Origin of the sequence: Roseomonas sp. OT10, from assembly GCF_020991085.1 — a bacterium.
GTDB classification, from domain to species: domain Bacteria; phylum Pseudomonadota; class Alphaproteobacteria; order Acetobacterales; family Acetobacteraceae; genus Roseomonas; species Roseomonas cutis.
Window position 1 is genome coordinate 469,635 of sequence record NZ_CP087719.1, and the last position, 25,550, is coordinate 495,184.

Genomic DNA, 25,550 nt, shown 5'->3' on the forward strand with positions numbered 1-25,550 from the left:
CAAGGCTCCGCCTCGCCCCCGTACCCCCACTCCGCCAGGACCCTGCGGGCCCTGGACCCGAGGGGCGCTGCCGCGGGACAGCCTGCGTCGGGGTCGAGGCGCCGAGGAGCTTGGCTCCTCGGCGGGACCGGTGTTCGCGCTCGCTGACGCCTTCAAAGACTTTCTGGAGTCCCGCCTGTCCGCGTGCCGTCAGGGATCAGCCCGCAGGCTGACGGCAGTCACGTAGCACCAACTCCCAGCGGGGTCCGGGGCCCGCTTGTGGCCCCGGCAGGGGAGGGTCTGGGAGGGGACGGCGTCCCCTCCCGGTGCCGACGCCGGGGCATCAGGCGCGACAGGCCACGACATCCCGCCGCCCGCATGGCCGGCCCGGGTTCTCACCACCGCAGTCCCGTAAACGAAAAAGGGCCGCCCCCGGGATCGGGAGGCGGCCCTTCTCGCAGGTGGGGGCAGGTCAGCGGCCCGTCAGCACCCGCTCGACCAGTTGCTTCACCGTCGGGATAAAGCCGTTCGAGTAGAACGGGTCCTGCCCGAAGCGATAGGCGTTGTGGCCGGCGAACATCAGGTTGTTCTCCGTGTCGCCGCCATGGGCGATGTCCTGCAGCGTCTTCTGGATGCAGAAGCTGCGCGGGTCCGCCTTCTTGCCGTTCGAGTAGTCCTCGGAGTGCTGCGACCAGTTGGAGAAGCGGCACTGCGACAGGCAGCCCATGCAGGCGACCTGATCAGCCAGGATCTCGCGCGATTCCTCGGGGGTGACGAAGATCAGCGTGTCGTCGGGGGTCCGCAGCGCCTCGGTGAAGCCGCTCGCCTCCCAACCCTGCACGCGGTCGAGGTCGCCGGGGACCAGGAAGACCGGCCGCTTGCGCGGGCCGACGCCGTAGCGGGCGGAATGCTCGCCGATCGGCTCGGAGGTATAGGCCACCTGCCGCTCGCTGCGCCCCTCCAGCTCGCGCAGGAAGTCGTTGCGCACCGCGCTGCTGTAGAAGCCTGTGGGCGAGAAGGCCTGGAGCGACACGTCGCCGGGCTTGAGCGTCAGCAGGCGCTGCTTCCAGGCGTCGGGGATCGGGCTTTCGCGCGTCACCAGCGGGCGGGTGCCGAACTGGAAGGCGATGGGCCCCAGCTCCGGGTTGTCGATCCAGTCCTGCCATTCCTCCAGCCACCAGACGCCGCCCGCCATGATGATGGGGGTGTCGCCCATGCCCGCCTCGCGCATCACCTTCCGCAGGTTCAGCACGCGGGGGTAGGGGTCCTCGGGCCGGCGCGGGTCCTCGCTGTTGGACAGGCCGTTATGCCCGCCCGCCAGCCAGGGGTCCTCGTAGACCACGCCGCCCAGCCAGTCCTTCGCCTTGTGGTAGGCGCGCTTCCACAGCGCGTTGAAGGCACGGCCGGAGGAGACGATGGGGTAGTAGTGGACCTGGTACTCGCGCGCGATCTCCGCGAGCTTGTAGGGCATGCCGGCGCCGCAGGTGACGCCGTGGATCAGGCCCTTGGCCCCCTCCAGCACGCCGCGCATGACGCGCTCCGCGCCGCCCATCTCCCACAGGATGTTGGCGTGGATGCGGCCCTGGCCGTTGGACCGCTCATAGGCCTCCTTGGCCTGGGCGATGCCGCCGGCGATGCCGTAGGCCACCAGCTCCTCGTGCCGCTCGCGCCGGGTCTTGCCGTGGTAGAGCTGGGGGATCACCCGCCCCTCGGCGTCGTAGCTGTCGGCGTTGACGGCCGAGAAGGTGCCGACGCCGCCGGCCGAGGCCCAGCCGCCACAGGAGGCGCCGTTGGAGGCGCTGACGCCCTTGCCGCCCTCGACCAGGGGAAGCACGTCCACCCCCCCCATGCGTATCGCGTTGATGGCCTTCACGGCAGCCCGGTCCCGTCCTGCAACCAAGGTGTGCGGATATGGTCCGGCCGGGCGTCCCTGTCAGGGGGCGCCCGGCCGGCATGCTCACTTTTGCGTGTTACTCGGCCGCGAAGTCGCCGCGGTCGCGGCGCGGGCCGCGATCGCCCTCGCGGAAGTCGCCGCGGTCGCGGCGGGGACCCCCCCGGTCACCGCGGTCGCCACGGTCCCGGCGGCCCTCGCCACCCTCGCCACCCTCGCCCTCGGGGCGGGGACGGCGGGTGCCGACCTGCTCGGTGATGTCCGCGCCGGTGGCCTGGTCGACCACCCGCATGGACAGCTTCACCTTGCCGCGGTCATCGAAGCCGATGACCTTCACCTTCACCTTGTCGCCCACGTTGACGATGTCGGTGGTGCGGTTGACGCGGTCGTTGGCCAGCTCGGAGATGTGGACGAGGCCGTCCTTGGCGCCGAGGAAGTTCACGAAGGCGCCGAAATCGGCGGTCTTCACCACGGTACCGTTGTAGATCGTGCCGATCTCCGCCTCGGCGGTGATGCCCTTGATGCGGTCGATCGCGGCCTGGGTCGCCTCGGGGCTGCTGGACGCGATCTTGATCGTGCCGTCATCCTCGATGTCGATCTTGGTGCCGGTCTGCTCGACGATCTCGCGGATCACCTTGCCGCCGGTGCCGATGACCTCGCGGATCTTCTCCTTCGGCACGTTGATGACCGTGATCTTGGGCGCGTTGGCGGCGACATCGGTGCGCGCCCCGGTCAGGCCCTTGGCCATCTCGCCCAGGATGTGGATGCGCCCGTCCTTCGCCTGGGCGAGCGCGGTCTTCATGATGTCGAAGGTGATGGACGTGATCTTGATGTCCATCTGGAGCGAGGTGATGCCCTGCTCCGTCCCGGCCACCTTGAAGTCCATGTCGCCGAGGTGGTCCTCGTCGCCCAGGATGTCCGAGAGCACCGCGAAGCCGCGATCCTCCTTGATCAGGCCCATGGCGATGCCGGCGCAGGGGCGCTTCAGCGGCACGCCCGCATCCATCAGCGACAGCGAGGTGCCGCAGACGGTGGCCATCGAGGAGGAGCCGTTGCTTTCCGTGATCTCCGACACCACGCGCAGGGTGTAGGGGAACTTGTCCTTCTCCGGCAGCAGCGGGTGGATGGCGCGCCACGCCAGCTTGCCGTGCCCGACCTCGCGCCGGCCCGGCGAGCCCATGCGGCCCGTCTCGTTCACGGAGTAGGGCGGGAAGTTGTAGTGCAGCATGAAGTTCTCGCGGTACTCGCCCGCGAGCGCGTCGATGATCTGCTCGTCCTGGCCCGTGCCCAGCGTCGCCACGCAGAAGGCCTGGGTCTCGCCGCGGGTGAACAGCGCGGAGCCGTGGGCGCGGGGCAGCACGCCGACCTCGGCCACGATCGGGCGCACGGTCCTGGTGTCGCGGCCGTCGATGCGCAGCCCGGTGTCGAGGATGTTGTTGCGGACGACGTCCGCCTCCAGCTCCTTGAGCAGGCCCTTGGCGGCGGCGGTGTCGAGGCCCTCGGCGGCCAGCGCCTCCAGCACCTTCGCCTTCACCGCGCCCACCTTGTTCTGGCGGACGAGCTTCTGCGTCTCCGTATAGGCCACGGCCATGTCGGCGCGGCCCAGCTCGGTGATGCGGTTCTTCAGCAGCAGCTCGGCCTCGGAGGGCTCGGGCAGCGCCCAGGGCTCCTTGGCGGCGTGCTCGGCCAGCTCGATGATGCCCTGGATGACGGGCTGGAAGCCGGCATGGCCGAACTCCACCGCGCCCAGCATCACCTCCTCGGTCAGCTCCTGCGCCTCGGACTCGACCATCAGCACGCCCTCGGACGTGCCGGCGAGGACGAGGTCGAGCACCGAGCGCTTGCGCTGCTCGGCGGTCGGGTTCAGCACGTACTGGCCGTCGATGTAGCCGACGCGGGCGGCGGCCACCGGGCCGAAGAAGGGGATGCCCGAGAGCGTCAGGGCGGCGGAGCAGCCGACCATGGCGACGATGTCGGGGTCGTTCTCCAGGTCGTGCGACAGCACCGTCGCGATCACCTGGACCTCGTTGCGGAAGCCGTCCGGGAACAGGGGGCGGATCGGGCGGTCGATCAGGCGCGAGATCAGCGTCTCGCTCTCCGACGGCCGGCCCTCGCGCTTGAAGAAGCCGCCGGGGATCTTGCCCGCGGCGAAGGCCTTCTCCTGGTAGTTCACGGTCAGGGGGAAGAAGTCCTGGCCCGGCTTCACCGAGCGGCTACCGACCGCCGTGCACAGCACGATGGTGTCGCCCAGGCGGGCCAGCACCGCCCCGTCCGCCTGGCGGGCGACCTTGCCCGTCTCCAGCGTCAGGGTCTTGCCGCCCCAGGCGATATCCTTGCGGTAGTAGTGGTCGAACATGCGTGCGTCCTGTCGGCCCCGGCACCCCGGCGATCCGGGCGGGGCGGTGGTGCGGACACGGAGGCTGCGGGGGGTTCGCCGTCGGCCCGCCCCCCGGTCTCCCCGGGGGTACGGGTGCCCGGCGTCTCGGGCGGCATGGAAGGCCGCGGCGTCCAGTCGCGGCAAGGAACCATGTGGCCGGAAACGCCGCAGCGCGGCTCCATCCGTCAGCCCGCCGCATACGCGGAAGGCGGGCGCGACCGGTCCGGCCGCACCCTGCGCGGCGCTATATGCCCCCCCGCGCCCCGCATTGCCAGGGGATTGTGCGGGAGACGCACGGCGCGTTGTTCCCGCGCCGGATCGGGAGGAGGCGCTGCCTCCCCCGAGCCCCCCTCCGCCGGGGCCCGAGGCCGGGCCCCGGACCCCGGCGGAGGGGGGTGCTGCGCGGTGGGTGTCAGCCTGCGGGCTGAACCCTGGCGGAGCACGAAAGGGCGGAACTCCGAAGAAGCGTCATGGTCGTCCACAAGGGCGACGGCCGTGCCCGCCGAGGAGCATGGCTCCTCGGCGCCGCGACCCCGTCGCAGGCTGTCCCGCGGCAGCGCCAATCGGGTCCAGGGCCCGCAGGGTCCTGGCGGAGTGGGGGTATCGGGGGCGAGGCAGCGCCTTGCCCCCGGGGAACGGACGCACCCCACGCCGGGTGGCCGGGGCTAGGCCGCCGCGGCGAGGCGGCGCGGCACCTCCGCCTGCCCGGCCAGCCGCAGCACCGCCTCCGCCACCCGTTCGGTGGCCAGGTGGTGCAGCATGTGGCCGGTGCCGGGCACCACCTCCAGCGTGGCGTCCGGCAGGGCGGCGTGCAGCGCCCGGGCCTGCCGCAGCTCCACCACCTTGTCGCCGTCGCCGGCCAGGATCGCCACCGGCAGGCGCATCTCCCCGTAGCGGCGGCGCAGCGAGGCGGCGCCCGGCACCATCAGCGCCGTATCCTCCGCCGCGGCGCGGAGCTGCGACGGGCGCAGGGCCATCTCGCGCGGGAAGCCGTCCCGGAAGCCGGGCGTGACCGGGGCGGGGGCGAAGAGCTTGCGGATCATGGCGGGCAGCATCAGCCGCCCCAGCAGCGGCGAGAGAGTGTAGCGCAGGACGTCGCCGAGGATGGGGATGGCGGGCGGCGACATCAGCAGCACGTCCTTGCGGAAGGTCGGGACGTAGTAGCCGGAGGCCAGCACCAGCCCCGACGCCGCCTCCGGATGCTCCTGCGCCAGGGCCAGGGCAACCATCGTGCCCCAGGAATGGCCGACCACCACGGGCCGCTCCACCCCGATCCGCCGTAGCGCCCCGGCCACCAGCGCGGCCTGGGCCTGCGGCGTCCAGAGGCGGTCGCGCGGCCGCTCGCTGTGGCCGAAGCCCGGGCGGTCGAGAACGATCACGCGGTGGCGGCGCGCCAGCCGCGCCGGCAGGCCGCTGATGAGCCAGTCCTCCACCATGGTGCCGTTGCCGTGCAGCAGCAGCACCGGCGGCCCCTCGCCACGGTCGGTGTAGTGCAGCCGGACGCCGTCCACCTCGACGAAGCGGCCGACCGGGGGGCAACGCCGCTCGGCCCGCCGCGCCAACGCGTGGTTGGCCAGGGCCGTCGCCGCCAGCGCCACGGCGCCGCCGATCAGCCATGGCCCGGCGGAGGAGGCCAGCGGCGCGGAACGGACAGGAGAGGACAAGGCAGGCCGCGCGCGGGCGGCGAGCTGGGCGAGAAGGCTCATGGGGCGGTGATGATCCCGGTGCTGCCCCCGGTCGGCCGTTGCCGCGGGGATTCCGCAGTGCAACATCCGGCGCGGGGCCAGGGTTGCCCGGCGCGGCGCCCCTCGGCCGGATGCGCAGGGTCTTCCCCAGAGCCCGACGCCACGTTCCGGCGTTCCGACCAGGGATGGCGGCAGCAGGCGCCGGCGACGCCGGGGCACCGGAAGCCCGTCAGGGGTGGGGCGGCAGCAACCCCCGGCCACGTGCCGCGCGATAGGCCGCGTGGCCCGCGGTCACGGCCTCGGCGGCGAGGCAGGCGGCGTCGAGCAGCCAGCCCGCCCTGGCATCCAGCGTTGCCAGGGCCTGGCGCAAGGCGACGGCCTCGCTGGCGGCGCCGAGGTGGATGTTCGCCACCTCCTGCCCCATCGCGCGCAGCAGCAGGGACTGGCGCCGGGCGGCCTTCTCCGCCTTTCCCTCGGCCTCGATCGCGTCGACCTCGATCTTGTCGGATTCCGGGGAGAGGCGTCGGACCACCCAGCCCGTGCCGGGCCGGCTGCCGGGCAGAAGGCGCAGGAAAGGGTCGCGCGTGCGGCGCGCCAGCAGGTGCAGCCGGGCATGCTCGGCCAGCGGATCGGCGACCGGCTGCCCCGACAGGGCGGCCGAGGGCGCCGCCGCCTTGGCCTCCCGCGCCACGAAGCCGCCCTCCCATTCCGCGATGACCGCGAAGCGCGGCCGCTCGCGGCTGCCCAGCCCTGCCTCGCGCAGCCCCAGCCGGACCACGGAGGCACCCGGCGGCAGGTGGGTCAGCAGCAGGTCGCGCAACTCGTCCGGAATGGCGGCCGGGACGATCTTTCGCTGCAACTTGTCCCACCAGGACACGGCGGCCTTGCCCCGTACCATCGCGAGGTCGCGCAGTTCCTGATGCCGGTTCTCCAGGATGAAGGGCTGCGCCGGCCCGGCGAGCCCCTGCCGGTAGCCCTCCAGCAAGGCGGCCGTTCCCTGCCTGCGGTCCACGAGGATCTTCTCCCCCGACCGTTCCTTCTCCAGCAGGAAGCTGGCGGCGAGGCGGACGAGATCGCTGGCGAAAGGCAGGACGGCCGCCTCGTCGAGGTCGTTCACCCCCCAGGCGACGCGCCCCTCCGGATCGCGCCAGGTTCCGAAATTCTCCAGATGGGTGTCGCCGATGCCGAGCAGCATCGGCCCCGCCTGCGCCACCTCGGGCGGCAACAGCGTCCAGACCTGTGGCCAGAGGTGAAAGGACCCGCGCAGGAAGGCGAAGGGGCTTTCCTCCATCTCCCCGCGCTTCTGCAGCAGCCCTTCCGCCCGGGCCGTGAAGTACCGGCCTTGCCATGCCTCGTGCCGCAGGGTCAGCACCGCGATCTCGGCCGCGGCGTCAGAGGGGCCGGGCATGGCGGGACTCCCCATCCGGCGCGGGAACCCCGGGATGGGGGCCACGGCGAAAGAACGATATCGCAACAAAAAGGGTCGGGCGCTACCCTTCCTTCCGCCCCGGCAGCTCGATCCCCGCCAGCCTCTCCCAGACCCGGATGACGAAGCCGTCATCGGCCCGCCCCTCGCCCATGGCGGAGGCGGCGGTGAAGAGCTGCAGCGCCTCGCTCGCCAGGAAGGCCGGGAAGCGCAGGCCGCGCGCCATGTCCACGACCAGGTTCAGGTCCTTCACGAAGATGTCGACGGCCGAACGCGGGGCGTCGTCGCCCTCCAGCACGCGGGCCATGCGGTTCTCGAACATCCAGGAATTGCCCGCGGCGCTGGTCACCACCTCGTAGAGCGTGCGCGGGTCGGCCCCGGCCTTGATGCCCAGCGCCATGGCCTCGGCGGCCACGGCGATGTGCACCCCGGCGAGGAGCTGGTGCACCACCTTCACCGTGGCGCCCAGGCCGGGCGCCTCGCCCAGCCGCCAGACCTTGGCGGCCACCGCCTCCAGCACCGGCGCCGCCGCGTCGAAGGCGGCCGCGCTGCCAGAGGCCATGACGGTCATCGCCCCTTCCGCCGCCTTCGCCGCGCCGCCGGAGACGGGCGCGTCCAGCCAGAGCAGCCCCGCCGCCTCCGCCATGCCCGCCAGCCGCCGGGCCTCGTCCGGCGACATGGTGGCGGAGGAGACGACCACCGCCCCGGGGGCGAGGCGCGGCGCGGCGCCCTCCGGCCCGAACAGCGCCGCCTCCGTCTGGGCGGCGTTCACCACCAGCACGACCAGGGCAGTGAGCCCTTCCGGCAGGGCGCCGCCGCTGTCGGCCACCGCGCCGCCGGCCGCGGCGAAGGCGTCGCGTGCCTCCGGGCGCGGGTCGCACCCCACCGTCTCCAGCCCCGCCCGCAGGCAGGACAGGGCGGCGCCCATGCCCATGCTGCCCAGACCGATCACCCCGACGCGCATCCGCCTTCCTCCCCCCCGACGCCCGTGCCGGGTCGCCGGCCCCCAGAGCGCGATCGCCGCAGGTGGAATCACCGGAGGCATGAATCGCGCGACAGAACAGAGGGCCAGACCATGGTCCCCGCCACCGTGAGCGGGGATCATGGTCCGGAGCCTCAGCCCATGTACTGCATCGCCATCCGCAGCAGCAGGGCGATCACCACCAGGATCAGCGCGATCCGCGACAGGGTCGAGATGGGCGGCATCAGGGGAACAGCCGCACGGACCAGCGCAGGCGCAGCGCCTCGCCGGGCGGGAGGGTGACGACGCCCGGCTTGTCGGCGAACTCCCCCTGCCAGCCGAAGGGGCTGGCATGGCCGCGCCAGGGCTCCAGGCAGAGGAACGGCGCCCCGCCCGGCTTCGACCAGAGGCCGAGGTCGCGGTAGTCGTCCCAGCGCATCTCCAGCGTCGGGCCGGAATCGGCGGCGTAGCGGATCGACCGCGAGCGGGCGCCGAGCAGCACGATGGCGTCCGTGGCGAAGAGGGACTCGTCCAGCCGCAGGGTCTTCCCGTCCCCCGGCAGCGGATGCGTCCCGTGCAGGAGCCCCTCGCGCACGCCCTGGGCGGGGCCGGGTTCCGGCGTGCCGAAGGTCAGCGAATGCGCCGTCTTCTCCCCGCCCCCCGGCAGCGGCCAGGCGAAGCCCGGATGCCCGCCGACCGAGAAGAGGAGCGGCGTCTCGGCCGGGTTGCGCACGGTGACGGTGCAGGACAGCGCCCCGCCCTCGATGGCATAGGCGACGTCCAGCAGGAAGGCGAAGGGGTAGACGGCGCGCGTCGCGGTGTCGTCCGTCAGCCGCAGGGCGCAGGCGGATGGCCCGCGCGAGAGCCATTCGAAGCGCCGGTCGCGGGCGAAGCCGTGCTGCCCCATGGGGTAGTCCACCCCCTCGTGCCGCAGCACGTCGCCGGAGAGCCGCCCGACCACCGGAAAGAGGATCGGCGCATGGCGCGGCCATTCCGGCCCGGCCTGCCACAGCCATTCCGCGCCCGCCGCGTCGCGCAGGGAGTGCAGCTCCGCCCCCTGGGCCGCGACCGTCGCGGTCAGGGTGCCGTCCGTGAGGGTGTGGCTCTCGGTCACGCCTGGCGCCCCCCGGCTTGGCTCCCCCCAGATTGGCTCCCCTGGGGCAGCCGCCCCACCTCCCGCCGCTGCTCGTAGGCGCGCGCATGCACCAGCGCCGCCTCGTGCAGCTCGTCGGCAATCCCGGCGCGGCGCGCGGCGTCGAGCAGGAAGCCCAGGACGTGCTCCGCCTCGGTGCGGCCGCCCGCCTCCAGGTCGCGGAGCATCGAGGCGGTGTAGGCGCTGGTGGTGTCGGCCATCAGCGCATCGTACTCGGCCAGGAAGCCCTCGCGAACCGGGAAGCCCTCGGCCGCCGCGATGGCGATGTTGCGCCGGAGCAGCCGTTGCATCAGCGCCGTGCCGCCGGGCGCGCGGGCGATCTCGCCGATGCTGGCGCGGAACAGCACCGTGCCCGCCGCCACGGTGCCCAGATGCACCAGCTTCTCCCACATCCGCGCCAGGATGTCGGGCGCCAGCTCCGCCGTCAGGCCGGGGGCGCGGGTGGCGAGGGCGTGCAGCGCCTCCGTCCGGGCGGAGGGGCGGCCGTCCGGCTCGCCGTAGGTCAGGCTCGACCAGGGCGCGAGGTGGCGGATGGTGCCGTCCGGCGCCAGCACCGCCTGGATCTTGGCGAGGCCGCCCAGCACCGCCTCCGCCCCGAAGGCGCCGCGCAGCCGGTCGAGATGCGACAGCCCGTTCAGCACCGGCAGCACCGCGGCCCCCGCCGCCACGGCCGGGCGGATGGCCTCGATGGCGGCGTCGAGGTCGTAGGCCTTGCAGGTCAGTAGCACGAGGTCGAAGCCCGGCCCCGCCTCCGTCACCACCGGCACGGTGAGGCGCGCATCGCCGAGCGGGCTCTCCACCGCCAGCCCGTCGCGGGCGACCTGCGCCGCGCGGGCGGGGCGGAGGAGGAAGGTGACGTCGCCGCCCGCCTGGGTGAGCCGCGCGCCGAAATAGCCGCCCAGCGCCCCGGCGCCGAGGACGAGAATGCGCATCCCGATGGTCCCTCCCGATCGGGGGGAGACCCTATCCGGCCAGGCCGCCCGGGCAAGGGGGCCGGCCCATGCCCGTACCCATGCCCGGGCGCCGCGGCACGCCGCCGGTCCCGGAGCCCTTCATCCGGCCGCCATCTCCTCCTCGCGCCCCTCGACCATGGCCATCAGCGTCTCCAGCACGTCCGCCTCCGCCGCCGGCTTGTCGCGGCGCAGCCGGGCGATGCGGGGGAAGCGCATGGCGACGCCGGAGCGGTGGCGGTTGGAGAGCTGGGCGGCGTCGAAGATCACCTCCAGCACGAGGGCCTTCTCCACCTCCCGCACCGGGCCGAAGCGGCCGGTGGTGTGCTCCCGCACCCAGCGGTCGAGCCAGACCAGCTCCTGGTCGGTATAGCCGGAATAGGCCTTGCCTACCGGCACCAGCTCCCGCACCCCGTCGGCATCGGTGCGCCACAGGCCGAAGGTGTAGTCGGAATAATAGGAGGAGCGCTTCCCGTGCCCGCGCTGGGCGTACATCAGCACGGCATCGACGGAGAGCGGGGCGCGCTTCCACTTCCACCACAGCCCCTTCACCCGCCCGGCGACATAGGGGCTGTCGGCGCGCTTGAGCATCAGCCCCTCGATCGAGGCGGCGCGTGCCCCCTCGCGCAGTCGTTCCAGGTGATGGACGGAGGAGAAGGCGATCTGCGGCGACAGGTCCATCCGCGCCGGCCCCACCCGCGCGAACCACGCCTCCAGCCGCTCCCGCCGCGCATCGAAGGGCAGGGGGCGCAGATCCTCCTCGCCGTCCAGGAGCAGGTCGTAGAGCCGCACGCCGACCGGGAAGTCGGCCTGCAGCTTCGGGGTGATGACCTTGCGGTTCAGCCGCTGCTGCAAGTCCGAGAAGGGCGCCACCGCCCCGTCGCGCACCACCAGCAGCTCGCCATCCAGCACGCCGCGGAACTCCATCGCCTCCACGATCTCGGGGAAGGCGTTGGACACGTCCTCGCCGGTGCGCGACCACAGCCGCCGCCCGGCGGGTGTGGCGGAGAGCTGCACGCGGATGCCGTCCCACTTCCACTCCGCCCGCCAGCGCTCCGGCTCCGCCTCCACCGCCGGCCGGTCGGCCGCCTCCAGCGGATGGGCCAGCATCAGCGGCCGGAACACCGGCGCGTCCTTGGGGTCCGGCCGCTCGCCGCGCCCCTCCAGCCAGCGGAACAGCGGCAGGTAGGGCGGGGCGACGCCATGCCAGACCTCCTCGATCTCCTCCACCGGCTGCCCGGCCCATTCCGCCAGCGCCGTCTTGGCCAGCCGGGCGCTGACGCCCACGCGCAGCCCGCCCGTCACCAGCTTGATCAGCGCCAGCCGCCCGCCCGCATCCAGGCTGTCGAGCCACCCTTCCACCAGCCCCGGCACCTCGGCGCGCGAGGCCAGCTCCAGCCCCTCCACCACCTCGCTCAACGAGGGCGGCGGCGCGTTCCGTCCCGGCCTCTCCGGCCAGATCAGCGCCACCGTCTCGGCGAAATCCCCCACATAATCGTGCGACAGCGCCAGCAGCACCGGGTCCACCCGCTGCGCCACCAGGTCCCGGATCACCATCGGCTTGGCCGCGGTGAAGACCAGCTCCCCCGTCAGCGCCGCCAGCCCCACCCCCCGGTCGGGGTCCGGCTGCTCGGCGAACCAGCGCCGCAGCAGCGCCAGCTTCGCCAGCCGCCCGGGCGTGAAGACCAGCCGTTCCAGCAGGTCGGCGAAGGCAGGGAGGCTCATGGGCGGGCGTGGGCGCGCGTGGCCCGTGGGAAGGGCGCTGCCCTTCCCACACCCATCCCGCCAGGAGCAGAGCCCCTGGACCCCCTTTCATAATTGCGCTGCCGGAGAGGAGGTCTCCTCGACGGCGTAGCCGCGTCGAGGAGACCTCCTCTCCGGCAGCGCCGCTCTTTTACGAATAGGGGTCCAGGGGCTCTGCTCCTGGCGGGGGGTGCAGGGGGGCGGAGCCCTCCCTGCGAGTCACGGGCGCCCACGTCCGCCGTCATGCCGCCACCGCCTCGGCGAAGCCGCTGCCGACCGGTGCGGCGTCCTCGCCGGGCGTGCTGGCATGGCCGCCGACGCCGGGGGGCTCGGGGGTGTCGTCGTCCTCGTCGCGACCGACGAGGTGGAGGGCGCGGCCGCGGATGCCGCGGCTGGCGAGGGCGTGGACCAGGGCGTCGTCGCGGCCGTGGGTGACCCAGACTTCCGGGGCCTGGACCTCGACGCAGGTGGCCAGCAGCTCGTCCCAGTCGGCGTGGTCGCTGATGACCAGGGGCAGCTCGACGCCGCGCAGCTTCGCGCGCTGACGCACGGTCATCCAGCCGGAGGCGGCGCAGGTGACGGGGTCGGCGAGGCGGCGGGCCCAGGGGGTGGCCTCGGCCGAAGGCGGGGCGAGGACGATCTCGCCGGCTAGGATGGGCGGGTGACCGCGCTTCAGGCCGGTGGGGACGGGCTCCAGCGGGCCGAGGGGGGTGCCCAGGCGCTCGTACAGGTCGCAAAGGGTGCGCAGCGCGCCGTGCAGGTGGATGGGGCGGTCGTAGCCGGCCTGGCGGAGCAGGGCGATCACCCGCTGCGTCTTGCCCAGGGCATAGGCACCGACGATGTGGGCGCGCTCCGGGAAGAGGCGCTGGCTGGCGAGGAGGCGGGCGATCTCGTGCGCGGCCGGCGGGTGGCGGAAGACCGGCAGGGCGAAGGTGGCCTCGGTGACGAAGACGTCGCAGGCCACCGGCTCGAAGGGGGCGCAGGTGGGGTCGGGGGCGCGCTTGTAGTCGCCGGAGACGACGATGCGGCTGCCCTGCCACTCCAGCACGACCTGGGCGGAGCCGAGGACGTGGCCGGCGGGGACCAGGGTGATCCGCACGCCGCGATGGGTCAGGGAGCGGCCGTATTCCAGCGCCAGGCGCTCCCGCCCGGCCCGATCGCCCATGCGGGCGGCCATGATGGCGAGGGTGGCGGGGGTGGCGAGGACGCTGTCATGCCCCGGTCGGGCGTGGTCCGCATGGCCGTGGCTGATGACGGCCCGGGCAACGGGGCGGGCCGGGTCCACGTAGAAATCCCCCGGCTCGCACCAGAGGCCGAGGGGGGTGACGCGGATCCAGTCCTGGGGGTGGGGAGCCATGCCCATCGGAGATGGGGGCGTGCGCCCGGGGGGCAACCATGGGGGCAACCCTGGGGAGGCCACCGTGGCCGCAGGGCCGGCGACGACCCTTGGGGAACCCGTGGGCGGCCGCCGCCGCCCACCCGGCTCAGCGCTCGGACGCCTCGGCGATCTCCAGCAGGGCCTCGCCGTTGCGGCGGTCGCGGGCGTAGGAGGCGCCGCAGCGCTCGTCGGCCAGGACACGGGTCCCGGGGTTCTCCGCCTGGATCTTCGCCTGGACCTTGCAGACCAGCCGGTTGGCCACGCGCGGGGAGCCGCCGTTCCAGCGGCGGATGGCGTCACCCCAGTCGCCCGTGCGGTCGTACATCACCCGCAGGTGGTTCGCCGCCCAGTCGGCGGCCCGCACCGGGTCGAGCGGCCAGTCGCTGTTGCGGGCATGGGCGCGGGCGTTGATCTGCATGCAGCCGGCCATCACGGAGCGGCCGCCCGCGTTGCGGTAGAGGCGCCGGGCGTCGTCGATGTTGGACGGGAAGTGGGCCCGGCCACCGATGCTGAGGGCATAGGCATGCAGGCCGGACTCGGCCAGGGCGATGCCGACCATGATGCCGCGGGGCAGGCCGTGGTTGATCTCGGCCTGCCGCGCGGCGTCCAGGCAGGCGGCGCGGGGGCTGGCCATCGCGTCCTGCGCCCGGGCGCCCTGGGAGGCCAGCAGGCCGGCGGCGAGGGTGGCGGCGCCGAGGACGCAGCCGGTGACGGCCCGCTTTTCCAGCGGGCGGGTTGTCGATCTGAGGCGGCCCCGCCCTGTGGCGGGTCTGGAATGGAGGGCGCTCCTCGGCGTCTCGCACGGGAACGCCGCGTCTCGTCGCCGGTGCGGGGGCACCGACAGGCTGCTCGCGGGCGTCATGGCCCATGGGCCTAGCAGCCCATGGTGGCCTGTGGAAACAAGAACGTATTCCTAAAAGACCGAAAAGGCCGTAGGAACGACCCAGCCTCGGTTTGCAGGAAGAACGTCCGCGCGGGGAAAAGTTCGCTCCGGCAGGACCTCACCTTGTCGCGACCGGCCGACGGCCGACGGCGGGTGGCGGCGGCTGGGTGTGCGGAAAAAGCCGTGATTCCAGCCTGCCAGCGACCTTGGCGGTCTGGCCGGGGCCAGTGGCCGGCCCGGCAGGCGGAGCCGGGCCCCGGTGCAAGCCGCCCGTCCCGATGCCGCCCCGGGAGCGGGCAGGTTTCCTGTTTTGTTATGGATGCGGAATTTCCTGCCGGGGACAGCGCCGTGGCCGCGGCGGGACCCGCGGCGCGGCCCCTCGCGGGCGGCGCCTCCCTGGGGGCCGCCTAGCCGATCAGGAAGCAGCGGCCGATTTCGGCGCCCAGGCGGATGTTGTCGTTCACCACCGAGGTCAGGAACTCGTGCAGCCCGCGCCGCATGACCTCCTCGACCCGGACGTTGTCGTCGCAGCGGGCCAGCAGGGCCTGCGACAGCTCCCGGCAGTCGCCGCACAGGTTGGCATCGGCCGCGGCGATCTCCGCCAGCGTCCGGTCGACCCGGCCGTAGCAGAAGCGCAGCGAGCGCGGCATCTCCCGGCGCAGCAGCAGCAGCTCCGCCACCCGCCCCGGCTCCAGCCGGCTGCGGTAGAGGTACTGGTAGGCGCGGAGCGAGGCGACGGAGCGCAGCACCGCCTGCCACTGCACCTGCCCCTCGATCTCGGGGGCGGAGAAGGAGGCATGGCGGGCATCGAGCAGCCGGGCGGTGTTGTCCGCCCGCTCCAGCATCGTGCCGAGATGGGTGAAGCGCCAGGAATCATCGCGCAGCATGGTGTCCGCCGCGGCGCCGTTGAAGGCCAGGCTGCGCGCCTTCACCCAGTCCAGGAAGCCCGGCAGCCGGTCGTCCTGCACAGCCTCGCCGCCCATCCGGCGCAGCTCGATCCAGGTGTCGTTCACCGCCTCCCACATGTCCACCGTCAGGGCGGTGCGCACGGCACGGGCGTTGCGCCGCGCCGCCTCGAGGCAGGAGGCGATGGAGGAGGGGTTCTCGTGGTCCAGCGTCAGCCACTCCACCACCGCGCGGCCGGAGGCCTCCGGCTGGCGGGCGCGAAAGTCGGGGTCGGTGCCGGAGGCGAGCAGCAGCGCCGCCCATTCGGCCGTCTCCCCCTCGCCGGGGCTGATGGAGGACATGCGGACGCTGGCATGCAGGCCGCGGGCGATGTTCCCCGCGCGCTCGGAGTAGCGGCCCAGCCAGAACAGGCTGTCGGCGGTGCGGGCGAGCATCAGGCGGAAGCCTCCCCACCCGGGGCCGGCCCGCCGGGTGGCGGCGGGGCCATCGGGGCCATGGGCTTCATCGCCTGGGTCATCCCGCCCATGCTCTGCGTCATGCCGTCCGGTCCCATGGACTGCCTCGGCCCCTCCTGCAGCACCCAGGTGTCCTTGGTGCCGCCGCCCTGGGAGGAGTTGACCACCAGGCTGCCGTCGCGCAGGGCCACGCGGGTCAGCCCGCCGGGGACGATCCGCACCTCCCGCCCGAACAGGACGAAGGGGCGCAGATCCACGTGGCGCGGCGCGAGCTTGCCGTCCGCCAGCGTCGGCACGGTGGAGAGCGCCAGCGTCGGCTGGGCGATGTAGTCGTCCGGATTCTCCCGGATCAGGGTCGCGAACTTGTCGCGCTCCGGCTGGGTGGCGTGCGGCCCGACCAGCATGCCGTAGCCGCCGGAGCCGCGCGCCAGCTTGACCACCAGCTTGTCGAGGTTCGACAGCACGTAGTCCCGGTCCTCGTCGCGCGAGCACATGTAGGTCAGCACGTTCTGCAGGATCGGTTCCTCGCCCAGGTAGAAGCGCACCATGGCGGGGACGTAGGGGTAGACGGCCTTGTCGTCGGCCACGCCGGCGCCCGGCGCGTTGGCCAGCGCCACCCGGCCGGCGCGGTAGGCGCGCATCAGCCCGGGGACGCCCAGCGCGCTGTCCGGGCGGAAGGCCTCGGGGTCGAGGAACTCGTCGTCGATGCGGCGGTAGATGACGTCGACCTTCTTCGGGCCGGCGGTGGTGCGCATGTACACCGTGTCGTCGCGCACCAGCAGGTCCGCGCCCTCCACCAGCTCCACCCCCATCTCGTCGGCGAGGAAGGAGTGCTCGTAGTAGGCGCTGTTGTAGGGGCCGGGCGTGAGGACGACCACGGTGGGCCCGCCGTCGGAGCAGGTGGGCGGCGCCAGGGACTTCAGCGTCTCCAGCAGTTCCTGCGGGTACTGGCTGACCGGCGCGATGCGGTGGGCGGCGCAGAGGTTGGGCAGGAGGCGCAGCATCGCCTCCCGGTTCTCCAGCATGTAGGACACGCCCGACGGGGTGCGGCAGTTGTCCTCCAGCACGTGGAAGGCGTCCGGCCCGGTGCGGACCAGGTCGATGCCCGAGATCGGCGTCCAGACCCCGCCCGGCGGGGTGAAGCCCACCATCTCCTTGCGGTAGCCCTCGTTCTCCAGGACCAGGGCCGCGGGGATGATCCCCTCCTTCAGGATGCGCCCCTCGTTGTAGACGTCCTGCAGGAAGGCGTTCAGCGCCCGCACCCGCTGCTCCAGGCCGGTGGCGAGGCTGTCCCACTCCGCCTTCGACAGGATGCGGGGGACCACGTCGAAGGGGATCAGCCGCTCCGGGTCCCCCCCTTCCGTGTAGACGGCGAAGGTGACGCCGATGCGCCGGAACAGCGCCTCCGCCTCCCGCCGCTTGACCTCAAGTCCCTCGCTGCCATGGGCGTCGAGGTAACGGGCGAAGGCCGCGTAGGGCGCGCGGACCTCTCCGTCGTCGTTCATCTCGTCAAAGGCTCTTGCGACCATGGATCGAAGGTACAGCAAGCCTCGTGCCGGGGAAGATACCCAGGCTGGCCTTTGATACGGTCGGCGACCATGGGAAGGCGGGGCCCGCGGCCCCGGCCGGCGGTGTCCCGCCACGCGCGGACGCCCCGCCCGGCCACGGGACCGCCCGCCCCGGGAGGGCCGGGCGGCCGGGCCTGCCTTGCGGGGGCCGGGGCGGCCGTGCCAAGCGTCCCGCGCGCGGGACCCGTCCAGCCGCCGGCCCGTCGCCGGCGGCCGACGGGTCCCCGGTCCCCGGCCCCGGTCCCCGGACTGGCCGAGGTCCGGGCAGGAGAGCTTCGGGATGCGTATCGGGATGGTCGGGCTGGGGCGGATGGGGGCGAACCTGGCCCGCCGCCTGCTGCGCGCGGGGCACGAGGCGGTGGTGTGGGACCGCGACGCGGCCGCCGTCGCCGCCCTGGCGGGGGAGGGCGCGCGCGGCGCGGACGGGCTGGCCGGGCTGGTGGCGCAGCTGGAGGCGCCGCGCACGGTCTGGGTGATGCTGCCGGCGGGCGCGGCGACGGAGGGGGCGGTGGCCGAGCTGGCCGGGCTGCTCTCGGCCGGCGACTGCATCATCGAGGGCGGCAACTCCAACTGGAAGGATTCCCGCCGTCGCGCCGCCGAGGTGGCGGAGAAGGGCGTGGACTACCTCGACATCGGCACCTCGGGCGGGGTCTGGGGGCTGGAGCGCGGCTATTGTCTGATGATCGGCGGCCCGGCCGGCACGGTGCAGCGCCTCGACCCCGTCTTCGCCGCGCTCGCCCCGGGCGAGGGAAGCGCCGCCCCGACGCCGGGGCGCACGGGCGACCCCCGTCCGCCGCGCGGCTACGTCCATGCCGGGCCGAACGGCGCCGGGCACTACGCCAAGATGATCCACAACGGCATCGAGTACGGCATGATGCAGGCCTTCGCCGAAGGCTTCGACCTGCTGCGCGCGGCCAACGAGACGCACGGCCTGGACATCCCGCTGCCGGACGTGGCCGAGGCCTGGCGCCGCGGCTCCGTCGTCGCCTCCTGGCTGCTCGACCTGACGGCGCAGGCGCTGGCGGGCGACCCGGCGCTGGCGGCCTATGCCGGCCGCGTCGGCGATTCCGGCGAGGGCCGCTGGACCGTGCAGGAGGCGGTGGAGACGGGCACCCCGGCCCCCGTGCTGACCGCCGCCCTCTATGCCCGCTTCCGCTCGCGCCAGGAGGCCTCCTTCGCCGACCGGGCGCTCTCGGCGATGCGCCACGCCTTCGGCGGTCACGTCGAGCCCCCGGCGACGGCCGGGACCGTGCCCCCCAGCGCGTCGGGCGGGCATCCGGCCGCACCGCAGCCCCCCGCCAGCCGGTGAGCGGCGGCATGCCTCCCCGGCTGCGCGTGGTGGTGATGGGCGTCTCCGGCGCCGGCAAGAGCACGGTGGGCAAGGGGCTCGCCGACCGGCTGGGCCTGCCCTTCGGCGATGCGGACGACTTCCACCCGCCCGCCAACATCGCCAAGCAGGCGGCCGGCCAGCCGCTGAACGACGACGACCGCGCCCCCTGGCTGGCGGCGATCGGGGCTTGGCTTGCCAGCGAATCGGGTGGGGTGGCGACCTGCTCGGCGCTGAAGCGGGCCTATCGCGACCGCCTGCGCGCCGCCTGCCCGGGCGTCGCGTTCCTGCACCTGACCGGCCCGCAGGCCCTGATCGCCGCGCGGCAGGCAGCGCGGAAGGGGCATTTCATGCCGGCCTCCCTGATCGCGAGCCAGTTCGCCACGCTGGAGATCCCCGACCCGGAGGAGGGGGTGATCCCGCTCGACGTCTCGCTGGCGCCGGAGGCACTGGTGGAGATCGCGGTGGCCGAACTGTCGCGCCGGTCGGCCGGGACCTGATCCGGCCGGTGGAATGACCCGCTGTTCTGCGTGCTCGGGCGTCGGACCGGGAGGGGACGCCGTCCCCTCCCAGACCCTCCCCTGCCGGGGCCACAAGCGGGCCCCGGTCCCCGCTGGGAGTCTGGTGCTTCCGGTAGGCGTCAGCCTGCGGGCTGCACCCTGACGGAGCTCGGACAGGCGGGACTCCGAAAAAGGTTCAGAGCGCGTCAGCGAGAACGGACACCGTACCCGCCGAGGAGCATGGCTCCTCGGCGCCTCGACCCCGTGTCAGGCTGTCCCGCGGCAGCGCCCTTTGGGTCCAGGGCCCGCAGGGTCCTGGCGGAGTGGGGGTACGGGGGCGAGGCAGCGCCTTGCCCCCGGGGAACCGGCACCCCGCTGGCACGGATCAATGCATCCTGCCGTCCGTATGAGAGGGGCGAGCGTTCCGGACGGGGGCGGCCTGTCCGGCCGGCGCCGTAGACGCTTCCTTCACCTGGCGGCTCCCATGCTGCGGCCATGATCGAGACCATGCACCCTGACGGCCTTGCGATGAGTCTTGTGTTCTTGATTTGTTCATGTTTGCTTATGGGCATGATGAGCCTGCCCCTCCCGGCCTGCCTGTCCTCCCCCCACCGCCGCCCGGCCCGGCGCGTGTTGCGCGAGATCCTCCTGGCCGGCGTCCTTGGCCTGTCCACCTCTCTCCTGCTGACGGAACTGGCGTTGCTGCTCGACGCCCTCTGACCCGGCCGCGATGAGCGCCGCCCAGGCTGCCGGGCCCGAGGGGGCCGCGGCCTGCCGGGGTGCGGCGGTGCTGCGCCGCGTGACCGCGATGCGCGCCGCCGGAGGGGGCGGGCCGGGACGGATGCCGGTGCCTGGCGCCTCGGGTCGGTCCTCGCGGCTCAGCGCCGCGCCACCGTCTCCACCACCACCGGGCGGATCGCGACCCGCCCGCCCTCCTGCCGAATCCGGCGCAGCGCCGAATCCAGCGCGGGCAGCCAGTCGGCGAGCGGCTCGACCTGCGGCCGCGCCTGGGGAAAGAGCGGGCGGTCGGAGGTCAGCACCAGCAGCAGGTCGCTGCCGAAGGGTTCGTCCACCTCCCAGCCCGGGAAGCCCTGGCTCGGTTCGCCCTTGCGGATGCGTGCCCCGGCCGGCTGCGCCTCGCCGGGAACGAGCTGCGCGACGTCGCCGCTGCTGGTGAGGTAGCTGAGCTGGAGCTGCGAGGGCGTCTCCGGCATGGCGATGTCGAGCCGCAGCAGCTCTCCCCGCGCCAGCGGCGGCTGGCCGACCAGGCTGACGAAGGGCCGCGCGTCGGGTGCCGCCAGCACGGGGCGCAACGCGTCGAGCACGGGGCAGTAGGGGCCCTGGAAGCCTTGCAGCCGCAGCCGGATGGCGTCCACCGGCACGCCGCTACGGGCCAGGGACTCGCGCAGCGCCGTCTCGCCGCCTCGTGCCAGCACGCCGGCGATGGTGGCGCCGGAATCTTCCGCGGTGAAGGAGAGCAGGGCGCAGGGCGTCGCGGCGATCGCCGCCTGCGCGGCGGTGGCGAAGTCGGCGCGGGTGGCGCGTGGCGCGGCGGGGGGCGGCATGGGGGTCGGGGCGGGTGCCGGCGTCGGCGCGGGAGTGGGCACCGGCGCGGGCGTTGGGACGGGTGACGGGACGGGGGCAGGGGCCGGCGTGGGAGCGGGGACCGGTGCGGGGCGCGGCGCCGGGGTGGGCGTCGGCGTTGGCGCGGGAGTGGGCGCAGGGGCAGGAGCCGGCGTGGGTGCGGGTGCCGGTGTGGGTGCGGGTGCCGGTGTGGGGCGCGGCGCCGGGGCAGGGGTCGGAACGGGCAGGGGTATCGGGGCCGGGGCGGGAGCGGGCGCTGGTGCCGGCATCGGCGCGGGGGTCGGCGTCGGCGTGGGGGTCGGAGACGGGGCGGGGGTCGGCGTTGGCGCGGGCGTCGGCGCAGGGCTGGGCGCTGGAGCAGGCGTGGGCGCCGGCTGCGGCACCGGAGCGGGGGCGGGTGTCGGCGCGGGCAGGGACGGCACCGATGGCGGCACATCATCGCCGCCGCGCGTGAACCACCAGGCCGCGCCGCCGCCGGCCAGCAGCACCGCCGCCGCCACGCCTGCCAGCAGCGCGCCGCGCCCGCCGGAGGCCGGCTTCGTCCCGGAAGGCGACGCGGGCGGCGCGGGCGCCGGGCCGGGGGGCGGGGCGCCGCCGGGCCGGGGCGGCACGGTCGCCACCATCGTCGCGTCGTCCAGCCCGGGCAGCGGCCCCGCCCCGGCGAAGGGGCCGGCCGGGGCATCGGGCGTCTCCGCCGCGACGCGGATGGCCTGGGCCATCTCCAGCGCGCTGGCGTAGCGGTCGGACGGGCGCTTCGCGAGGGCCTTCGCGACCACCGCGTCGAGGGCGCGGGGCAGCGTCACGGAATGGATCGAGGGCGGGTCCGGCTCGGTGTTCAGCGCCCGGTGCATCACCGAGGAGAGGCCGCCCGGAAACGGCTTCTCCCCGGTCAGCAGCTGGTACAGGACGACGCCCGCCGCCCAGATGTCGGTACGCAGGTCCGCCGGCTCGCCGCGCAACTGCTCGGGCGACATGTAGCTGGGCGTCCCCATCACCGTGCCGACCTGCGTCATCGAGGAGTTCTCGAGCCGCGCGATGCCGAAATCGGCGATCTTCACCGCCCCGTCGCCGGACAGCATGATGTTGGCGGGCTTGATGTCGCGATGCACCACGCCGCGCCCATGCGAATAGGCCAGGGCGCCCAGCGCCTGCTCCATGATCCGCACGACCTCGGGCAGCGGCAGCCGCTCCTTGCGGTCGATCCGGTCCTTCAGCGAGCCGCCCTCGACCAGTTCCATCACGATCCAGGCGGTGTCGGCATTCTCGCCGTAGTCGTAGACGGCGACGATGGCCGGATGGGACAGGCGCCCCGCCGCCTGGGCCTCGCGCCGGAAGCGGGCGCGGGACTCGTCGCCCTCCGTGTCGCCGCCCGGGGGCAGGCGCACCAGCTTGATGGCGACCCGTCGTTCGATCAGCCGGTCGAAGGCATCCAGCACGGTGCCCATGGCCCCGGCCCCCAGCGTGCCGCGAATCTCGTACTTGGCGGCGATCTCGCTGGGGACGGCGTTCTCCATGCGCCGCAGGGTGCGTCGCCCGGCCGTTGCCGTCCAGAGCCGATCGGCACCCTTCGCCGCGCGGCCAGGGTGTCATCACCATGAAATGCTTTCCGAAAATTCCCGCGAGAGCCAAGTGGGCAGACGGCGGGAGCATGATGTCGGTACCCAACAGCAATGATATGCCGCGCCCGCCGGGGGCGTCGCCCGGCCCGGGCCATGCTACCCTGGCGGGTAAGGCGGAAAGGGCTTGCGCCGTCCGGCGAAAGCGGCAAAGAGGCATTGCTGCGATGCAGCAAGAATTCGGGATGCGCAGGCTGGCGATACCAATGACGATCCAGGGACAGGACTGGCCCTCCCATCCGGGGGCGGTCGCCCGGGGCGGGGCGGCGGGATGAGCGCCGCCGCAGCGGACAGGCGCCGCCCGTCGATCTGCCTGCTGTCCCGCCAGCGCGTGGTCGGGCGCACCAACGGCAGCTCGACCTATCTCCTCAGCATCGTCGAGGCGCTGACCGAGGCGGGGTTCGACGTGCACTACCTCTGCCCCTCGCCGGCGGTGTTCGGCCGCATGCCCGTCCTGACCCTGAAGCCGGAGATGGACATCTTCCGCTCCGTCAGCATCCGTGGCTCGTTCCGGGTGGGGCGGCGCATCGTCGCCCGCGACCCGCGCATCGCCTGGCGCGCCGGGCTGACCGTGCTGCAGCGCCTGGCGGCCAAGGCCGGCCTGCGCCTCGGCCCGCCGGTGAAGCCCGCCCCCTACGCCATCGGCGTGCCCTGGCAGGCGGAGGACTTCTCCTATGTCGCCGCGCAGTCGCAGGGCCGCTGCGACGGGGTGCTGGCGGATTACGTCTTCCTGGCCGAGGGCGCGGCCCATTGCGGCGATGGCCACGCGCCCAGCGCCATCGTCATGCACGACCTCTTCTCCAGCCGCGAAAGCCAGTTCGCCGCGGCCGGCACGCGGGAGGCGCTGTCGGACCTGACCTTCGCGCAGGAGATCGCGCTGCTGGCGCAGGCCGACGCCGTCGTCGCGATCCAGGCGACGGAGGCGGAGACGATCCGCGCCGCGCTGCCGCCCGACCGGCAGGTGATCCTTGCCCCGATGGCGGTGCGCACCGTGGCGGCGCCGCAGCCGGGCGAGGGACAGCGCCTGCTGTTCGTGGGCAGCGCCGCCGCGCCGAACGTGCTGGGGATGCGGTGGTTCCTCGACTCCGTCTGGCCGCTGATCCTGGCGGCCCGGCCGGAGGCGGAGCTGGCCGTCGCCGGCACCATCGCCCAGGCCTTCCCGGAAGGGGCGCCGCGGGTGCGCTTCCTCGGCCTGGTGGACGACCTCGACCCGCTCTACCGCGAGGCGCCGGTGGTGATCTCGCCGCTGCACATCGGCTCCGGCCTGAAGATCAAGCTGATCGAGGCGATGGGCCACGGCAAGCCGGTCGTCGGCACCACGGTGACCGTCCAGGGTGTCGAGGACGAGGTGCGGGGCGGGCTGGTGGTGGCCGATGCGCCCGAGGACTTCGCCCGCGCCGTCCTGGCCTTCCTCGACGATCCGGCCCTGCGCCGGGACTATGCCGCGCGTGCCCTGGCCATCGCCGCCGGGCGCTTCTCGGCGGCCGCCTGCTACCGTGACCTGGTGGAGTTCTACCGCCGGTCCCTGGAGGCCGCCCCGGCGGCCCGTTCCGACGATCGGCCGCTGGGCGTCGTGGCCGCCTCCTGACCGCCACCCCCTGTTTTCCTGCCCCTTCCTTCCCGCGCCGGGCCCATGCCCGGGCCGACGAACCCCGCCCGTGAGGAATTGCCGACCATGAGCCATCCCGCGCCGACCCCCGCCGAGCCGAAGCTTGTGCCTGTGATTTTGAGCGGGGGGACGGGGACGCGGCTGTGGCCGCTGTCGCGGGAGGGGTATCCGAAGCAGTTCTGGCCGCTGGGGGGCGAGGCGACGATGCTGCAGGCGACGGCGGCGCGGGGCGCGGGGCCCGGGTTTGCGGCGCCGATCGTGGTGGCGTCGGAGCCGCACCGCTTCCTGGTGGCGGAGCAGTTGCGCGAGGCGGGGGTGTCGGGGGCGCGGATCCTGCTGGAGCCGGAGGGGCGCAACTCGGCGCCGGCGATTGCGGCGGCGGCGCTGCTGGCGGCGGAGGAGGACCCGCATGCGGTGCTGTGGGTGATGGCGGCCGACCACGTGATGGAGGACCTCGCGGCGCTGCACGCGGCGGTGGAGCGTGCGGCGCAGGCGGCGCGGGCGGGGGCAATCGTGGCCTTCGGGATGCGGCCGACGGCGCCGGAGACGGGCTATGGCTACATCGAGGCGGGGGCGCCGCTGGAGGGGGTGGCGGGGGTGCAGCGGGTGGCGCGCTTCGTGGAGAAGCCCGACGCGGCGACGGCGCGCGGCTTCCTGGAGAGCGGGCGCTACCTGTGGAACTCGGGCATGTTCGTGGCCAGCGCGGCGACCTGGCTGGCGGAGCTGGAGCGGCTGGAGCCGGAGCTGCTGGCGGCGGTGCGGGCGGCGATGGGGCAGGCGGTGCGCGACCTGGACTTCGTGCGGCTGGGGGCGGAGGCGTTCCGGGCGGCGCCGTCGGTCTCGATCGACTATGCGGTGATGGAGAAGACGCCGCATGCGGCGGTGGTGCCGCTGTCGCTGGAATGGTCGGACGTGGGCTCGTGGGACTCGCTGTGGGCGGTCTCGCCCAAGGACGCGGCGGGCAACGCGACGACGGGTCCGGTGGAGCTGCTGGACGCCCAGGGCTGCTTCGTGCGCTCGGAGGGCATCCTGACCGGGGTGATCGGGCTGACCGACGCGGTGGTGGTGGTGACCGAGGACGCGGTGCTGGCGATGCCGCGGGCGCGGGCGCAGGACGTCAAGAAGCTGGTGGAGCGGCTCAAGGCCCGCGGCGTGCCGCAGGCCACCGAGCACCGCCGCGTCTACCGCCCCTGGGGCCACTACGAGGGGCTGATCCTGGGCAGCCGCTTCCAGGTGAAGAAGATCTCCGTCCGCCCCGGCGCCAAGCTCTCCCTGCAGAAGCACCACCACCGCGCCGAGCACTGGGTGGTGGTCAACGGCACCGCCATCGTCGAGCGCGACGGCGAGCGCGTGCTCCTGCGCGAGAACGAGAGCATCTACCTCCCGCTGGGCTGCGTCCATCGCATGGAAAACCCCGGCATGATCCCCCTCACCCTCATCGAGGTCCAGTCCGGCTCCTACCTCGGCGAGGACGACATCGTCCGCATCGAGGATACCTACGGCCGCGTCTGAGATCGCGGTGAACCGCGCCGGGTTTGGCGGAGGCTGTTTGGCGTGAG

Annotated in this window: 18 protein-coding genes; 5 read left to right on the plus strand and 13 right to left on the minus strand. The window is 73.7% G+C overall.

The window, feature by feature from the left end; genetic code table 11:
* Positions 1-451: 451 nt before the first annotated feature.
* The 12 genes from LPC08_RS02270 to LPC08_RS02325 all read right to left on the minus strand — a co-directional run bounded on the left by LPC08_RS02270 (position 452) and on the right by LPC08_RS02325 (position 17,292).
* On the minus strand, positions 452-1,852 hold the full coding sequence (locus LPC08_RS02270) for an NAD(P)H-dependent flavin oxidoreductase (protein ID WP_230451112.1): 1,401 nt from the start codon (positions 1,850-1,852) through the stop codon (positions 452-454).
* Positions 1,853-1,949: 97 nt separating this feature from the next.
* On the minus strand, positions 1,950-4,226 hold the full coding sequence (gene pnp / locus LPC08_RS02275; RefSeq protein WP_230451113.1) for a polyribonucleotide nucleotidyltransferase: 2,277 nt from the start codon (positions 4,224-4,226) through the stop codon (positions 1,950-1,952).
* Positions 4,227-4,912: 686 nt separating this feature from the next.
* Positions 4,913-5,953, minus strand: a complete 1,041-nt coding sequence (locus tag LPC08_RS02280; RefSeq protein ID WP_230451114.1) for an alpha/beta fold hydrolase — start codon at positions 5,951-5,953, stop codon at positions 4,913-4,915.
* A 208-nt stretch (positions 5,954-6,161) separates the two neighbouring features.
* Positions 6,162-7,340 (minus strand): DUF2252 family protein, encoded by a 1,179-nt coding sequence (locus tag LPC08_RS02285; RefSeq protein WP_230451115.1) that lies wholly within the window; start codon positions 7,338-7,340, stop codon positions 6,162-6,164.
* 82 nt (positions 7,341-7,422) lie between these two features.
* Positions 7,423-8,322, minus strand: coding sequence for an L-threonate dehydrogenase (ltnD, locus tag LPC08_RS02290; RefSeq protein ID WP_230451116.1), 900 nt, complete (start codon positions 8,320-8,322; stop codon positions 7,423-7,425).
* 241 nt (positions 8,323-8,563) lie between these two features.
* On the minus strand, positions 8,564-9,433 hold the full coding sequence (locus tag LPC08_RS02295; RefSeq protein WP_230451117.1) for an aldose 1-epimerase family protein: 870 nt from the start codon (positions 9,431-9,433) through the stop codon (positions 8,564-8,566).
* Positions 9,430-10,404 carry a ketopantoate reductase family protein gene (locus tag LPC08_RS02300; protein ID WP_230451118.1) on the minus strand — a complete coding sequence of 325 codons (975 nt, stop codon included), beginning with the start codon at positions 10,402-10,404 and terminating at the stop codon, positions 9,430-9,432. The genes LPC08_RS02295 and LPC08_RS02300 overlap by 4 nt, the downstream gene beginning before the upstream one ends.
* 120 nt (positions 10,405-10,524) lie before the next feature.
* The gene (locus LPC08_RS02305; protein WP_230451119.1) at positions 10,525-12,147 is read right to left on the minus strand and encodes a cisplatin damage response ATP-dependent DNA ligase; all 1,623 of its coding nucleotides are present in this window, start codon (positions 12,145-12,147) and stop codon (positions 10,525-10,527) included.
* 259 nt (positions 12,148-12,406) lie between these two features.
* A complete protein-coding gene (locus LPC08_RS02310; RefSeq protein ID WP_230451120.1) occupies positions 12,407-13,522 on the minus strand; it encodes a ligase-associated DNA damage response exonuclease in 1,116 nt (371 codons plus the stop codon).
* A gap of 127 nt (positions 13,523-13,649) precedes the next feature.
* Entirely contained in the window at positions 13,650-14,177 is a 528-nt protein-coding gene (locus LPC08_RS02315) for a transglycosylase SLT domain-containing protein (RefSeq protein WP_230451121.1), read from the minus strand.
* Positions 14,178-14,833: 656 nt separating this feature from the next.
* Positions 14,834-15,766, minus strand: coding sequence for an alpha-E domain-containing protein (locus LPC08_RS02320; RefSeq protein ID WP_230451122.1), 933 nt, complete (start codon positions 15,764-15,766; stop codon positions 14,834-14,836).
* The gene (locus LPC08_RS02325) at positions 15,766-17,292 is read right to left on the minus strand and encodes a circularly permuted type 2 ATP-grasp protein (RefSeq protein WP_230451123.1); all 1,527 of its coding nucleotides are present in this window, start codon (positions 17,290-17,292) and stop codon (positions 15,766-15,768) included. The genes LPC08_RS02320 and LPC08_RS02325 overlap by 1 nt, the downstream gene beginning before the upstream one ends.
* 343 nt (positions 17,293-17,635) lie before the next feature.
* Between LPC08_RS02325 and gnd the strand changes: the two genes are divergently transcribed.
* The 3 genes from gnd (at position 17,636) to LPC08_RS02340 (ending at position 19,902) form a co-directional block, all read left to right on the plus strand.
* Entirely contained in the window at positions 17,636-18,664 is a 1,029-nt protein-coding gene (gene gnd, locus LPC08_RS02330; protein ID WP_230451124.1) for a phosphogluconate dehydrogenase (NAD(+)-dependent, decarboxylating), read from the plus strand.
* 8 nt (positions 18,665-18,672) lie between these two features.
* Complete coding sequence (locus LPC08_RS02335) at positions 18,673-19,182, plus strand: gluconokinase (RefSeq protein WP_230451125.1); 510 nt, start codon at positions 18,673-18,675, stop codon at positions 19,180-19,182.
* 495 nt (positions 19,183-19,677) lie between these two features.
* Positions 19,678-19,902: a hypothetical protein gene (locus tag LPC08_RS02340; protein ID WP_230451126.1), complete on the plus strand. Its 225-nt coding sequence runs from the start codon at positions 19,678-19,680 to the stop codon at positions 19,900-19,902.
* A 158-nt stretch (positions 19,903-20,060) separates the two neighbouring features.
* Here the strand turns inward: LPC08_RS02340 and LPC08_RS02345 are convergent, their stop codons facing one another.
* The gene (locus LPC08_RS02345; protein ID WP_230451127.1) at positions 20,061-22,280 is read right to left on the minus strand and encodes a serine/threonine-protein kinase; all 2,220 of its coding nucleotides are present in this window, start codon (positions 22,278-22,280) and stop codon (positions 20,061-20,063) included.
* 373 nt (positions 22,281-22,653) lie between these two features.
* Here LPC08_RS02345 and LPC08_RS02350 point away from each other — a divergent pair, with 373 nt between their 5' ends.
* Complete coding sequence (locus LPC08_RS02350; RefSeq protein WP_230451128.1) at positions 22,654-23,970, plus strand: glycosyltransferase; 1,317 nt, start codon at positions 22,654-22,656, stop codon at positions 23,968-23,970.
* Between the two features lie 87 nt (positions 23,971-24,057).
* On the plus strand, positions 24,058-25,503 hold the full coding sequence (locus tag LPC08_RS02355; protein WP_230451129.1) for a mannose-1-phosphate guanylyltransferase/mannose-6-phosphate isomerase: 1,446 nt from the start codon (positions 24,058-24,060) through the stop codon (positions 25,501-25,503).
* The last annotated feature ends 47 nt before the right edge of the window (positions 25,504-25,550 follow it).

Bases quoted from the DNA above. Each gene is read 5' to 3' on its own strand.
- pnp (WP_230451113.1), bottom strand. From the start codon at position 4,226: ATGTTCGACCACTACTACCGCAAGGATATCGCCTGGGGCGGCAAGACC.
- LPC08_RS02280 (WP_230451114.1), bottom strand. From the start codon at position 5,953: ATGAGCCTTCTCGCCCAGCTCGCCGCCCGCGCGCGGCCTGCCTTGTCC.
- LPC08_RS02285 (WP_230451115.1), bottom strand. From the start codon at position 7,340: ATGCCCGGCCCCTCTGACGCCGCGGCCGAGATCGCGGTGCTGACCCTG.
- ltnD (WP_230451116.1), bottom strand. From the start codon at position 8,322: ATGCGCGTCGGGGTGATCGGTCTGGGCAGCATGGGCATGGGCGCCGCC.
- LPC08_RS02300 (WP_230451118.1), bottom strand. From the start codon at position 10,404: ATGCGCATTCTCGTCCTCGGCGCCGGGGCGCTGGGCGGCTATTTCGGC.
- LPC08_RS02305 (WP_230451119.1), bottom strand. From the start codon at position 12,147: ATGAGCCTCCCTGCCTTCGCCGACCTGCTGGAACGGCTGGTCTTCACG.
- LPC08_RS02310 (WP_230451120.1), bottom strand. From the start codon at position 13,522: ATGGCTCCCCACCCCCAGGACTGGATCCGCGTCACCCCCCTCGGCCTC.
- LPC08_RS02315 (WP_230451121.1), bottom strand. From the start codon at position 14,177: ATGGCCAGCCCCCGCGCCGCCTGCCTGGACGCCGCGCGGCAGGCCGAG.
- LPC08_RS02320 (WP_230451122.1), bottom strand. From the start codon at position 15,766: ATGCTCGCCCGCACCGCCGACAGCCTGTTCTGGCTGGGCCGCTACTCC.
- LPC08_RS02325 (WP_230451123.1), bottom strand. From the start codon at position 17,292: ATGAACGACGACGGAGAGGTCCGCGCGCCCTACGCGGCCTTCGCCCGT.
- gnd (WP_230451124.1), top strand. From the start codon at position 17,636: ATGCGTATCGGGATGGTCGGGCTGGGGCGGATGGGGGCGAACCTGGCC.
- LPC08_RS02335 (WP_230451125.1), top strand. From the start codon at position 18,673: ATGCCTCCCCGGCTGCGCGTGGTGGTGATGGGCGTCTCCGGCGCCGGC.
- LPC08_RS02340 (WP_230451126.1), top strand. From the start codon at position 19,678: ATGATCGAGACCATGCACCCTGACGGCCTTGCGATGAGTCTTGTGTTC.
- LPC08_RS02345 (WP_230451127.1), bottom strand. From the start codon at position 22,280: ATGGAGAACGCCGTCCCCAGCGAGATCGCCGCCAAGTACGAGATTCGC.
- LPC08_RS02350 (WP_230451128.1), top strand. From the start codon at position 22,654: ATGAGCGCCGCCGCAGCGGACAGGCGCCGCCCGTCGATCTGCCTGCTG.
- LPC08_RS02355 (WP_230451129.1), top strand. From the start codon at position 24,058: ATGAGCCATCCCGCGCCGACCCCCGCCGAGCCGAAGCTTGTGCCTGTG.